Annotated in this window: 9 protein-coding genes; 3 read left to right on the top strand and 6 right to left on the bottom strand. The window is 47.7% G+C overall.

Going from position 1 to position 13,479, the window contains the following annotated elements; genetic code table 11:
• The first annotated feature begins 1 nt into the window (after window position 1).
• Entirely contained in the window at window positions 2-385 is a 384-nt protein-coding gene (locus H164_RS15715) for an HU family DNA-binding protein (RefSeq protein ID WP_051082188.1), read from the top strand.
• Window positions 386-848: 463 nt separating this feature from the next.
• Here the strand turns inward: H164_RS15715 and H164_RS0112045 are convergent, their stop codons facing one another.
• The 6 genes from H164_RS0112045 to ileS all read right to left on the bottom strand — a co-directional run bounded on the left by H164_RS0112045 (window position 849) and on the right by ileS (window position 8,500).
• Window positions 849-2,483 carry a dipeptidase gene (locus H164_RS0112045; RefSeq protein ID WP_019968852.1) on the bottom strand — a complete coding sequence of 545 codons (1,635 nt, stop codon included), beginning with the start codon at window positions 2,481-2,483 and terminating at the stop codon, window positions 849-851.
• A gap of 155 nt (window positions 2,484-2,638) precedes the next feature.
• Window positions 2,639-2,839 carry a hypothetical protein gene (locus H164_RS0112040; protein ID WP_019968851.1) on the bottom strand — a complete coding sequence of 67 codons (201 nt, stop codon included), beginning with the start codon at window positions 2,837-2,839 and terminating at the stop codon, window positions 2,639-2,641.
• Window positions 2,840-2,842: 3 nt separating this feature from the next.
• Entirely contained in the window at window positions 2,843-3,748 is a 906-nt protein-coding gene (locus H164_RS0112035; protein WP_019968850.1) for a DUF4296 domain-containing protein, read from the bottom strand.
• 4 nt (window positions 3,749-3,752) lie between these two features.
• Window positions 3,753-4,400, bottom strand: a complete 648-nt coding sequence (locus H164_RS0112030; protein ID WP_019968849.1) for a lipoprotein signal peptidase — start codon at window positions 4,398-4,400, stop codon at window positions 3,753-3,755.
• Window positions 4,397-4,780: a TraR/DksA family transcriptional regulator gene (locus H164_RS0112025; RefSeq protein ID WP_004372613.1), complete on the bottom strand. Its 384-nt coding sequence runs from the start codon at window positions 4,778-4,780 to the stop codon at window positions 4,397-4,399. Before H164_RS0112025 ends, H164_RS0112030 begins: the two co-directional genes overlap by 4 nt.
• Window positions 4,781-4,864: 84 nt before the next feature.
• Entirely contained in the window at window positions 4,865-8,500 is a 3,636-nt protein-coding gene (ileS, locus tag H164_RS0112020) for an isoleucine--tRNA ligase (protein ID WP_019968848.1), read from the bottom strand.
• Window positions 8,501-9,350: 850 nt separating this feature from the next.
• Between ileS and H164_RS0112015 the strand changes: the two genes are divergently transcribed.
• Complete coding sequence (locus H164_RS0112015) at window positions 9,351-9,812, top strand: HYC_CC_PP family protein (RefSeq protein ID WP_019968847.1); 462 nt, start codon at window positions 9,351-9,353, stop codon at window positions 9,810-9,812.
• A 125-nt stretch (window positions 9,813-9,937) separates the two neighbouring features.
• The gene (locus H164_RS0112010; RefSeq protein ID WP_019968846.1) at window positions 9,938-13,471 is read left to right on the top strand and encodes an efflux RND transporter permease subunit; all 3,534 of its coding nucleotides are present in this window, start codon (window positions 9,938-9,940) and stop codon (window positions 13,469-13,471) included.
• Window positions 13,472-13,479: the final 8 nt, after the last annotated feature.

Genomic DNA, 13,479 nt, shown 5'->3' with positions numbered 1-13,479 from the left:
GGTGTATATCGCTGTGCCCAAGGGTCAACAAAAGCTGACGCCGGAGATGGTGCTCGAACGCATCGTGCGCGAAACGTCGCTCAGCGAGGGCGATGCCCGCAACGTGCTCATCACGCTGCGCAACCTGATCATGGAGTGTGCACGGCTGGGCGTGGGGCTCGACCTCGGCGACATCTTCTCGCTACGCGTGGTGGTGCCCTCGAAACAAATCGAGAAGGAAATCGACGTGACGGCAACCTCTGCCCTGAAGCCCGCCAAGCTGGTGCTGACATGGAAAGACACAATCCGCCGCGCACTGAAGCAGTTGCAGGTGGAGGTGGATAACCCGAAGCGGAAGAAAGAAAAGAAGAAGGAGGAAGGGGGAATTGGGCAGCACGGGAATTAAAGCCCTAACACCCACCCCCGGCCCCTCCCGAAGGGAGGGGAGGAGAGCCTCCCCCCAACCCCCTCCGAAGGAGGGGGAGCTGCGAGCTTGCGAGGAATTAATTTGCACACTGTTTGTGCTCCCCTCCTTCGGAGGGGTTGGGGGAGGTTTCAAGGGGAGGGCGCACGACTTACCAGCATTTAATCAAACTCAAAATCAAAATCCATTTTATGATTAACTTGCTTGTCTGTGTTGCCCTCCCCGTTTTAAGGGAAGCCTCCCCCAGCCCCTCCGAAGGAGGGGAGACCGAGCTTGCGAGCAATGAAGAATAATGCATGATAAAACAAAATAGACCTTGTGAACTAAAGTGTTCGCAAGGTCTATTTGCATTTTACTCCCCTCTCCTTGGGAGAGGGGTTAGGGGGAGAGGCTTCATTCTCCCCCTCCTTTGGAGGGGGTTGGGGAGAGGCTTTTGGGATGGGTGTTAGGGGATCGCCTTCTTCTCCATCTTCCTTGCATAGGGTTCGGGATATCCTGAACGACAGACAGGGGCAGGAGTTCCACGCTTGGTGCGCAGGAAGTTACCGTTTTCATCGGTGGGTCTGACAACCATATCGTTGTATTTCACGATGAGGTGGAAAGCCAGCTGCGTCCAACGCGCAAGCATGCGCTGTGCCTGCAGGTTGCTATAGTCGTTGAGCTGGCGCAGGGCTGCCGCCTTGTCGGTGGCATAGCGCCGGCAGGCTTCTTTCTCTATTTCTGCCTGCTGGGCAAAATAGCTCTGCTCGAGACTGTCGCGCACGGCTTTCAGACTTGGGAACATCTGGCTATAACGCGGATAGACCATGTTGCTGACCCAATTGCACACCCAGAAGGCATTCTTCATCGAGAAGGTAAGGGCATCAGCCCCAGGCGTGTTATAGCATTCGGGACGCTCGGTGTTGCCACAATAGACAGGGGTGTAGGCTATCATGTTTCCGTCGTCATTGCCAAACCACAACACGCCGCCAATCTCACGGGGAAGCCATGAACGCATTTCGCTGACATAGGAGAAAGTGGTTTGCTGGGTGCTCACGGGGCGCTCGTTGAAATAAGCTTTTCCGTCGACTTTATACACCAAGGGGGAAGGACGGTAGGGCATTTGCCAGATGCCGCCTCCGATGTCGAGGGTGTCGGTGGCGAGGGGTGTGCCTTCATAATGGTCGCGCATGGCAGTCTGCACGTCTTGCACACTGAGTTTATGCTTGGGCACTATCCAGAGGGGCATGTCTTCAGCGTTGGGATCAAGTCCCTCGGCCCAAGGCAAATAGCGGGAGAAGCCATCGGCAAAGCGATTGAAGAATGCCCACACGCGGGCATCACAGAAACGACGTCCTCCGAAGTCTGGACGCGCATAGGTCATCTTCCAGTTGAATTCATCATCACGCCCCTTGAACCACCCTTTGCTTCGGGCAAAGGAAAAGACGTTCTTGCTATAGAGCACATTCTTCTTGTCTTTCATGTTGAAGTGTCCGATACGGCTTTGGTTGGCATGTGCACAGATAGCGTCATCAGGGATGCGCTGGGCCACCCACACGACTTTCTTGCTTCCCGCGCCACAGCCCATCATCTCCATAATCCATGCTTCATCAGGGTCGCAGATGGTGAAAGTTTCGCCCTCGCTGTTGTAGCCATAAGCCTCTACCAAGGTTGTCATCACGCGAATGGCTTCGCGGGCTGTGCGTGAGCGTTGCAGGGCAATGTAAATGAGACTTCCATAGTCGAGAATGCCTGTGGAGTCGACCATTTCGGCACGCCCGCCATAGGTGGTTTCGCCAATGGTAACTTGATATTCGTTGATGTTGCCAATGACATTATAGGTCACGGGAGCCTCGGGGATGAAACCATGATACACGCTTGTTTCCCAATCATTGACGGCACGCATTTCACCTTTCTCATGCGTGGCTGCCGGATAATGGGTCAACCCGAGAAACGAACCATAGTTGTCGGCATTGTAAGTGCAGATGACGCTTCCGTTGACACTGGCTTTCTTGCCTACAATGAAATTCGTGCAAGCCTGTGAAGAGACTGCATAAAGCATGAGGCCCAAAAGCAGAAAAAGAGTTTTATTGATGTTCATACTGATATATTAATGGTTAACATTCAAAAAAATTACATATTAAATGTGGAGTGTGGAATGTGAAATGTGGAATTGTATTTTAATGTATAATTATGAATTATGAATTATAAATTATCCATTAATTCCATTCCTCATTCAACATTAAACATTCAACATTAAACATTAAGCATTCTGATTTTGCCTTTCTCAACAAAAGCTTTTCCACCTATCCATTCGGTCATGGCAGGCTCACCGCTGAACGTATAACTGTTCAACACCTCATTGCCACAGACTTCGACAACGGCATGATGCAGAATGCGACCATCGTCGAAGACGACTTCATGAAAAGCCAATCGGCGGACTGCACTTTCTTTCATGGCTTATCGGGATATGGGTCTACTCAATTCGCCCTCGGGCATCAGGGGGGCAGAGGGAGGCGTAAGGGGTTGCCTCTGACGGGAAGAATCGCGCGAGAGGCTGTCGGCCTGGGCTTTCACTACGGGCTTCTCTTGACTGGCATGCATGCGGAAGAGTCTGATTCCGCTGACTATCATCAGCTTGAGTGTCGTGGTGTTCTCTCCAGGACTCTGACTTCGGCTCAGCATGAAAAATCCTCTGACTTCCTTGATGCCTAACCGTTTGTCGTCGCACACCCTAATACTGCTATGACCTCCAGTCGAAAGATGAACCGTCTGTGAAGCTATGCTGTCATTGCTGAACCTCACGGAAAGCATCACAACACCATCGCGCATACCGTCCTGATAGATGAAATCACTGTTGAAATCAAGCATCAAGACATCACCCTTATGGAAAGCAGAGTCGGCTTTCAACGAGAAGCTATGCTGATTGAAAGGCTTCTGCGGAGCGAGCACCAATGAGGTTTCCTCACGCCACACATTGGCCGTGTCTCCTGTAAGACCTACGTTGGCAAAAGCATCTCCTGCCGAACCACCAAGTGCCACGGATTCATCTCTGAAACGCTTGGCAAGGTTTTCATAGATTGTTTTCAGCTGCTCGGTGTGGCGCAGATAATACACCAATGAAGAATCAAAGTCAGCCTCAGTGTAACCATGTTTCTGAAGCACAGCCGTATGATATTTCACCATATTGACAGAGTCGTTGCCCAAGGCCGAAGCCATGGCGTCAGCCAGATGATAATCATAAAGAATATCTTCCAGCTCTCCAGGCTGGATATAGTGGGAAGGCACAGTGGGCTTACAACCTGCAATAAGCATCAGGAAGCCCACACACATCACGGTTTTCAATATTGCTTGCTTCATCAGCATCTTTTTATTTCTTTCTAAACGCTCCCTTCACCGTTTCTGAAAGGTGTTCAACCTCATTTCGATAGAACAGGAAAAGTGCAACAATACCTACTGAAATGCAGGCATCGGCAAAGTTGAACACTGGCGAGAAGAAGATAAATTCATCTCCTCCCTTGAACGGAACCCATGACGGATAAGTGGTTACAATCATCGGGAAATAGAACATGTCGACCACCTTGCCTTGCAGGAAAGGGGCATAGCCTGTTCCAAAGGGCACGAAGCCAGCCACACTGAACGGAGTAGAGGCCTCGAAGATGAGTCCATAGAACATGGAGTCGAGAATGTTTCCCACCGCACCGGCAAGAATCATCGACAGTACGACAATATATCCCGTCGTGTGCTTCTGCCTGAGCACCTGCCGAAGATACCAGCCTATTGCCGTGATTGCCACGAGGCGGAAAAGGCTGAGCACCAGTTTGTTGAAAAAGGTCATGCCGTAGGCCATGCCATTGTTTTCAACAAAACTGATATAGAACCAATCGGTGATATGGATAGACTCACCAAGACAAAAATGTGTCTTGACCTCAATCTTGATGAACTGATCTATAAGAAGAATGGCAGCTATCAGGATAAAGGCCAGGACACCATCGGATAGAATTTTGTTTTTTTTCATTTCTTTCTTGCGTTCTTCGATGCCACGCTCAATGTGGCATGAGGCACGATGCGGAGGCGTTCCTTTGGAATCAATTCGCCTGTCATGCGGTCAATCCCATAGGTTTTGTTCTCAATTCTGAGCAATGCGCCCTCTAAAGCTCTGATGAATTTCTGCTGGCGCTGTGACATCTGAATCATTTCTTCCTTGCTCTGGTTGGCATTCCCTTCATCAAGCACCTTGTTATAGGTTGGTGAAGTGTCGTCAACCCCATTGCCGTCTTTATTCATCAACTGATCCATCAGCGCTGTGTATTCCGTACGAGCTACTTTCAATTTGTCATTGATGATAGAACGGAACTCTTCCAATTCCTCATCTGAATAACGTGCTTTCTTGTTCATAGGATATTAAATTTTTGAATTTATATATAAAAGGAAAGAGCCGGTGGCAGAGGGATGTTCCAACTGCCACACGGTAGTCTCTTTTTAATCTTTCTCTACAAGGATATTGAGTTTGAAGTCATCAAATTCAACCTCTGCCCCCTGATTGTCGGCTATCTTGATGTCGTTGGCAAGCACCTGACTCTTAATCATCTCGCCGAACGATTCAATAGCGGCATCGGTCTGTACATTCGGAGCCACGGTAACAAGGATGCGGTCGGTAATCTCAAGTCCCGTTTCCTTACGCAGATTCTGAATACGGTTAATCAGTTCGCGTGCCATGCCCTCACGTTTCAACTCTTCGGTCAACTCTACCTCGAGTGCCACGGTCAGATTGCCCTCATTGCTCACCAACCAGCCTGGAATATCCTCGCTGATGATGTCGACATCACATGCCTCGACAGTCACGGCCTGGCCTTCAACCTCAAAGCTGATGCTTCCCGAAGTTTCGAGTAAGGCAATTTCGTCTTGGGTGAGCGCATCCATGTGGGCTGCCACCGACTTCATCAGTTTGCCAAACTTCTTGCCCATAACTCGGAAATTACACTTAATCTTCTTCACCAGCATGCCCTGCCCCTCGACAAACAGAAGTTCCTTCACGTTGACTTCGTTCTTGATGAGGTCGGCCACGGCTTCAATGTGCTGTTTCTGTTCAACATCAATGGCAGGAATCATAATCTGAGCCAATGGCTGACGCACCTTGATGTTTACCTTACGACGCAAGGCAAGGGTCATTGAAGTTATCTTCTGTGCCATACCCATTCGGATTTCGAGGTCGGCATCAATAGCCTGCTCGTTGGCCACTGGGAAATGGTCGAGATGCACGCTTTCCAGTTTGCCTCCCAAGTCATGATAGAGTTCATCGGCATAGAACGGGGCAAACGGAGCCAGGAGTTTCGCCACTGTCATCAGACAGGTGTAGAGCGTCTGATAGGCCGAAAGCTTGTCTTCGCTCATCTCTGTGCCCCAGAAACGTTTACGGTTCAAACGCACATACCAGTTGCTCAAGTCATCATTGACAAAGGCATCTATCAATCGACCGGCACGTGTGGGGTCAAAGTTTTCCAATTCGCGCTCAACACCCTTTATCAGAGAGTTGGCTTTGGAAATTATCCAACGGTCAATCTCCGGACGCTTTTCAAGTGCCACCTGCTCTGCCTCTGCATTGAAGCCGTCGACATTGGCATAGAGTGCAAAGAAACTATACGTATTATATAATGTTCCGAACAACTTACGGCGTGTCTCGTCTACTCCGTTCGGGTCGAACTTCAAGTTGTCCCAAGGCTCGGAGTTTGTCATCATATAGAAGCGTACAGGGTCGGCCCCATACTTGTCAATCATTTCAAACGGATTGGTCACATTGCCCACATGCTTGCTCATCTTGTTGCCCTTGGCATCGAGCACAAGACCTGTAGAAATGACATTCTTGAAAGCCACATGATCAAACACCATTGTGGAAATGGCATGCAGGGTGAAGAACCAACCGCGCGTCTGGTCTACTCCCTCATTAATGAAGTCGGCAGGATAGTAAGCCGGAGGCACAGGGATGCCCTTATAGATAGAAGTGACAAGCTCTCGACGATATTCGTCTTCGCTCTTGCCTGTAGCTTTCAGTCCTTCGGAGGCAATCTCACCCTCAAACGGATAGTGCTGTTGAGCATAAGGCATGGAGCCCGAGTCAAACCAAACGTCAATCAAATCGCTCTCGCGCTTCATAGGTTCGCCTGCCTCGTTGACCAGAACGATATCATCTACGTATGGACGGTGCAGGTCGACTTTATCATAATTTTCTTTTGAATAGTCTCCAGGAACAAAGCCTTTGTCCTTCAGCGGATTGTTCTTCATTACACCGGCGGCCACACTCTTCTCTACTTCTGCATAGAGTTCTTCCAGGCTTCCGATACACTTTTCATTACGCTTATCATCCCGCCAAATAGGAAGAGGTGTTCCCCAGAAGCGTGAACGCGAGAGGTTCCAGTCGTTCAGGTTCTCCAACCAATTGCCGAAACGCCCCGTACCCGTACTTTCTGGTTGCCAACGAATAGTGTTGTTGAGTTCCACCATACGCTCTTTCTTTGCCGTGTCCTTAATAAACCAGCTATCAAGCGGATAATAAAGCACAGGCTTATCTGTACGCCAGCAATGCGGATAGTTGTGCACATGCTTTTCAATCTTGAAAGCTGTGCCCTCCTGCTTCATCTCCATACAGAGCACGATGTTCAGGTCTTCATCCTTTTCACTGGCTTTCTTGTCCCAAACTCCGTCAGGATTATATTTCGGGTCGTATGAATTCTTCACATAGTCACCGGCATGATGCCCATAGGCTTCCTTGTCTACGCAAGCCTTTATGAAGTTCTTGTCGAGGTCTTCCAAACCATAATATTTGCCCTGTAAATCAACCATTGGGCGAGTCTCACCCTGCTGGTTAATCAAATAAAGGGCTGGAATATTTGCGTCTTTAGCCACTTTAGCGTCATCAGCACCAAAGGTGGGCGCAATGTGCACGATACCTGTACCGTCTTCAGTGGTCACATAGTCACCCAAGATAACACGGAATGCCTCGCTGTCCATTTCAACAAACGTGTCACGACCGCCTTCGCTTGTAAACACTTTATCAGTATGTACCTCGGCATAGGCTTTCACAAACGCTGGTGAAAAGTCATCCACCTTCTCACAAGGCTTTACCCAAGGCATGAGCTGGCCATAATGAAGTCCTTCTAAGGCAGAGCCTTTCACGCGGTCTACAATACGCCAGGGACATTTTTTATTCTCCTTGTCAAAAGCGCCAAGTTCGCCCTCCTTCACTTCCTGCTCTGGGTTGAGATAGGCACTGACACGACTCTCTGCCATGATTAAGGTAACAGGCTGACCATCGTAGAGATTATAAGTCTCCACAGCCACATAGTCAATCTTTGGGCCAACACAGAGTGCCACGTTTGAAGGAAGTGTCCAAGGCGTAGTGGTCCACGCAATGAAATAAGGCTTACCATGCTTTGTCCATTCGGCCTTGGGGTCTTTGATGAGGAACTGAGCCGTAACCGTAGTGTCTTTCACATCACGATAACATCCTGGCTGATTCAGCTCATGGCTCGACAACCCCGTACCGGCAGCTGGAGAATAAGGCTGAATGGTATAACCTTTATAGAGCAGACCCTTGTTGTAGAGTTGTTTCAAAAGCCACCAAAGGGTCTCGATATATTTATTGTCATAGGTGATATAAGGATGATCGAGGTCAACGAAATATCCCATTTTCTCTGTAAGTTCACGCCATTCAGCAGTGAACATCATCACGTTTTCACGACATTTCTTATTATAGTCTTCTGTCGAAATATACTTCTGTGAAGCCTTATTGTCAATATCTTTCTTCGTAATACCGAGTTCTTTCTCTACGCCCAACTCAACAGGAAGTCCATGGGTATCCCAGCCCGCCTTACGGTGAACCTGATAGCCTTTCATTGTCTTATAACGGTTGAATGTATCCTTGATAGCGCGGGCCAGCACATGATGAATACCCGGATGACCATTAGCCGAAGGAGGTCCCTCGAAGAAAATAAACTGTGGACAACCTTCGCGCTCATCGATTGACTTGTGGAAAATATCGTTCTTCTCCCACTCGGCCAACACCTCTTGATTTGTCTTGACCAGATTAAGACCGTCATGTTCGGCAAATTTCTTAGCCATAAATATCTATTATTATCATGCAACTTTTTAATGGCCGCAAAGATAAGCAAAATAGCTGAATTATAGATGTTTTTTTGGAGAATTTAAGCAATTCGACTGTAAATAAAGGCAGACAAAACTCCCCCCATCAGGTGCAACATTCTGAATAATACTTGCAAAACTCCAGCCTCGATATTGCGAAGTTCAACTTTCCCCTTGGTCTTCTGTTGATTTTAGCCTGAAGCTATCCTATGTAACCTGCGTGCAATCGCTCGACAAATTCGCTTCCGTTGTCTTGCGATGCTCTCGCATGCAGGGCATGAGTAGCTTCCACATGGTCTTGGCCGACGGCATAACTTGCGCTTTTACATGATGAGGAAGTTCGTGCTGCGCTCTACCCTATGTGAGTTCGATATCAGCCCCATGGAGAAAAAACAGGAAAAACTGCGTCTCTGAAGTATCGGATTAATGGAAAACAAAAAAGAAAGCTCGTCCGACGGCTCGGATGGAAGCTAAATGGACAAAGAACAGTTATCCGAGGCTTCAGATGTGAAATTAATTAACGGAAAATACTATCCGAGGTCTCGGATGTGAAATTAATTAACAGGAAATACTATCCGAGGCCTCGGATGGAAGAAAAAAAAAGCTTAAACTGTTTTCCGAGGGTTCGGATGATAAAGAATGTAAAAAGGAGCTGTCGCCCGACGCTGTAGAACTATTGGGTGGGTTCTTTTACCCCGAGCTGGCATAGTCTGTTTCTCATAATCATAATCATACTCCTCCTCTAAGCGCTATTCGCTTCCGTTAAAAGAAACAAAAAAAAGAATATGGTACTGCTTTTACCGTGCAAAATGCCTAATTTTGCAGGCCAATGAAGCGCATGCTATCCATCATAATGCTGCTGTTTTTCCTGGTAAGTGTGTCGGGAGTAAACGTGAATATTCACTATTGCGATAGTGAATTGGTAGGCATGACCGTGAATGGCATTCATTTTAAGACCGAAGCCGGACAGAAAATGGCTGATTCTTGCAATGAGAACACAGGCTGTCCAATGTGTAAGCATGTTGCGCATCATTACCAGCTGCACCAGCAATTCATGCAAAGCAGCACGCCACAGGTGCATCCTTTGCTCCTGGCCAACGATTGGTTTCATGGCGTAACCATCAACTTTGATTACTTATTATTTAATTTTATACCTGCAGAGGAGGGCAGCAACGGCAACGCTTATGCGTATGTTAACTCCTACTTGGGCTGCCTTTACCTTCCGTATAGCGGACTTCGGGCTCCTCCTACGATGAAACGGATTTCGTTTCAACATTTATCTATGGTATAATTTGACCGAACCGAAAGTTTGATTTTCGCAAGAAAAGAGACAGATCGTGCAGATACGATTGGGCGATGCTTTTCTTTTGATGAGGCTTTAGCACGGGTGAGGTCGTTAAATAACAAGTACATTCAATGCACAAAATTATTGGATACTTTCTTCACAACCGTTTAATCACGGCACTTGTGTTGATATTGATTATAATAGGTGGGCTGTCTACCGTCCCCTTTAACTGGCATAGCGGTCTCATTCCACGCAATCCTGTGGCTGTAGATGCTATCCCTGACATCGGTGATAACCAACAGATTATCGCAACAGATTGGATGGGACGCTCGCCTAAAGACATTCAAGAGCAAGTCACATACCCCCTAACAACGGCATTGTTAGGAATTCCCGGCGTCAAGACCATTCGGTCATCGTCGATGTTCGGCATGTCGTTTATCTATATTATCTTTAATGATGATGTCGACTTTTATTGGAGCCGGTCACGCATTTTGGAAAAACTTAACTCGCTTCCTGCCGGTTTATTGCCCGAAGGAGTGAAACCAACACTCGGGCCAGATGCCACGGCATTAGGCCAAATTTATTGGTATACGCTCGAAGGACGAAACCCCAAAACGGGGAAACCTGCCGGCGGTTGGGATCCTCAGGAATTGAGAACCATTCAAGACTACTATGTAAGATACCAATTAAGTTCGGCCGAAGGGGTCAGCGAAGTAGCCTCAGTAGGTGGCTATGTGAAAGAATATCAGGTTGATCTTAATCCCGAAGCCATGCGTGCTTACGGCCTGAATCTCGTACAAGTCATGTTGGCTGTGAAGAATTCGAATATCGATGTAGGCGCGGGAACAATGGAAGTGAACCGCGCAGAATATTTGATTCGTGGCCTCGGCTACGTCAAAAAGCTGAAAGATTTGGAAGAAGCTGCCATCACAGATCGCCATGGTGTGGCCGTGAGAGTTAAGGATGTGGCTAAGGTTTCGTTTGGCCCTGGTGACAGACGTGGCGGACTTGACAAGGAAGGGCAAGAGGCTGTGGGCGGCGTTGTCGTGGCACGTAACGGCAGCAATCCCATGGAAGTTATCAACAATGTGAAAGCAAAGATTGCCGAAATGCAAGGAGGCATGCCTGAAAAAACGTTGAAAGATGGTTCTACATCGCGCGTTACCGTCGTGCCTTTTTACGACCGTACCAGATTGATTAAAGAGACGATTGGCACACTTGAGAGCTCACTGATGCACGAAATCCTCATCTGTATCATTGTTGTTCTTATCCTGGTGCTCAACCTGCGCGCCTCTTTCGTGATTGCAACTATGCTGCCTTTGGCGGTATTAACCACGTTTATCGTCATGAAACTCTTAGGGATTGAGGCCAATATCGTGGCACTTAGTGGTATCGCTATAGCCATTGGTGTGATGGTTGACGTAGGAGTTGTGTTCATGGAAAATGTGGTTCGTCATCTGAGCACTGCTCCCCATGCCCGCGGTAAGCAATTAGAAGCATTGATTTTGAATGCCGTTCATGAGGTTTCAGGAGCGGTTATGACGGGCATGGGCACTACGATTATCAGCTTTCTACCTGTATTTGCCATGCAGGCACAAGAGGGAAAGATGTTTCATCCGTTAGCTTTTACAAAGACTTTTGCCCTATTATCGGCCCTGCTTTTAGGCATTTTAATCCTCCCGACGTTAGCTTACTGGATTTTCTCACTAAGAATTCCAAAACGATGGGCATTGAAAGTCTTCAAAAAACGTGTGCCCCGCACTTTCAAAATCATGCATTGGACGGTCAGCACCAACATGCTGATTATTGCCATTGTGGTGCTTTTAGCTACCTATGAGCTTTCAAGTATGTGGCTTCCTTTAGGTCCTCAGAATGGAATGTTGCTCAATTTACTGTTCGTTATCGTTACGGTGGGGGCCATCCTATCTATCCTTTGGCTTCTGGTGCTCAAGTATGAGCAAATCCTTCGCTGGTGTTTAAACCACCGATGGAAGTTTATGTCTATCCCCATATTGACCCTGATTGCCGGCGGAATGATTTGGACAAAGACGGGAAGTGAGTTTATGCCCACCTTAGACGAAGGCACTTTCATGCTCATGCCCACAAGTATGCCCCACAGTGGTGTTGAAGAAAACATACAGAATTGCAAGATTTTGGACCAGCGCATAAAAGCCATTCCCGAAGTAGAATCGGTTGTTGGCAAATGGGGACGTGTGGAAAGTGCTCTCGACCCGGCACCCATTCAAATGTATGAGATAACCATCAACTACAAACCCGAATACGAATTGGACGATGATGGTAAACGCATTCGCGACAAGAATGGCGACTATATACGTCTGTGGAGAGACGAGATTAAAAACGAAGATGACATTTGGAAAGAGATTGTGAAGGCCGCTAATCTCCCGGGATTGACGGGAAGTCCGAAACTACAACCCATTGCAACCCGGCAAGTGATGCTGTCAACGGGGATGAAAGCCCCTATGGGATTAAAGATATATGGTCCCGATTTGGCTTCGATTGAGCAGGCAGGCTTGCAAATGGAGAAGGCTTTGAAAGCGATACCCGACATCAACTCATCCTCTGTATATTATGATCGTGCTGAAGGAGCACCTTATATTGAGATTCATCTCGACAGAGAAAAACTCGGACGTTATGGCATTCAAGTTGGGACTGTGCAAAGTGTTATCGAGACAGCTATCGGTGGAATGGCAGAAGGAAGCACCGTTGAGGGGCGCGAACGTTTTCCTATCCGTGTGCGTTATGCACGTGAATTGCGAGACGACCCCGATGTATTAAACGGAATACTCGTCCCAACAGCCGACGGAACGCAAATTCCTTTGGGCGAATTGGCAACCTTTCATTTCGTCAAAGGCGCGACGATGATTCAGAGTGAAAACACGTTTTTAGTGGGTTATGTCACGTTTGATAAGGTGGGAAATAAGGCAGAAGTGGATGTTGTTCATGCGGCTCAAAAACACATTGACGAGCTTGTAGCTCATGGAAAGATTAAACTTTCTAAGGGCGTCACGTATAAATTTACGGGCACTTACGAGCAACAGATTCATGCTGCAGAACGCCTTCAGGTAGTCATTCCTATTGCGTTGATTCTGATTTTCTTGGTCCTTTTCTTCCAATTTAAAAGCGTCACGGCCTCAATGATACACTTTTCGGGCGTTTTTGTAGCTTTTGCGGGCGGCTTTATCCTGATTTGGCTCTACGGACAAGACTGGTTTTTAAACTTCAATATCGCGGGAGTGAATATGCGAACCCTCTTTGGTATGGGGCAAATCAACCTCAGTGTTGCCGTTTGGGTAGGCTTTATCGCACTCTTTGGCGTCGCTACAGACGATGGTGTTTTGATGGGAACCTACATCCATCAGGTGTTCTTAAAACGACAACCCCATAGTCCTTTAGAGATTCGCGAGGCTGTTGTTGAAGCCGGAATGAAGCGCGTTCGCCCAGCAGCAATGACCACTGCGACAACACTCATCGCACTATTGCCCGTGCTTTCATCCACAGGAAAGGGTTCAGACATCATGGTTCCGATGAGCATTCCTACCTTTGGCGGCATGTTAATACAGACCATGACGATGTTTGTTGTGCCGGTTTTCCAATGCTGGTGGCGTGAATCGGCCTTGAAACGTGAACAAAAGAAGAAAAATTGAAAACGAAA

The organism is Segatella maculosa DSM 19339 = JCM 15638 (assembly GCF_000382385.1).
In the GTDB taxonomy this organism is placed as follows: Bacteria; Bacteroidota; Bacteroidia; order Bacteroidales; family Bacteroidaceae; genus Prevotella; species Prevotella maculosa.
The sequence above is the reverse complement of the archived record's forward strand: the minus strand, read 5'-3'. Positions and strand labels throughout refer to the sequence as shown.

Bases quoted from the DNA above. Each gene is read 5' to 3' on its own strand.
- H164_RS0112045 (WP_019968852.1), bottom strand. From the start codon at position 2,483: ATGAACATCAATAAAACTCTTTTTCTGCTTTTGGGCCTCATGCTTTAT.
- H164_RS0112040 (WP_019968851.1), bottom strand. From the start codon at position 2,839: ATGAAAGAAAGTGCAGTCCGCCGATTGGCTTTTCATGAAGTCGTCTTC.
- H164_RS0112035 (WP_019968850.1), bottom strand. From the start codon at position 3,748: ATGCTGATGAAGCAAGCAATATTGAAAACCGTGATGTGTGTGGGCTTC.
- H164_RS0112030 (WP_019968849.1), bottom strand. From the start codon at position 4,400: ATGAAAAAAAACAAAATTCTATCCGATGGTGTCCTGGCCTTTATCCTG.
- H164_RS0112025 (WP_004372613.1), bottom strand. From the start codon at position 4,780: ATGAACAAGAAAGCACGTTATTCAGATGAGGAATTGGAAGAGTTCCGT.
- ileS (WP_019968848.1), bottom strand. From the start codon at position 8,500: ATGGCTAAGAAATTTGCCGAACATGACGGTCTTAATCTGGTCAAGACA.
- H164_RS0112015 (WP_019968847.1), top strand. From the start codon at position 9,351: ATGAAGCGCATGCTATCCATCATAATGCTGCTGTTTTTCCTGGTAAGT.
- H164_RS0112010 (WP_019968846.1), top strand. From the start codon at position 9,938: ATGCACAAAATTATTGGATACTTTCTTCACAACCGTTTAATCACGGCA.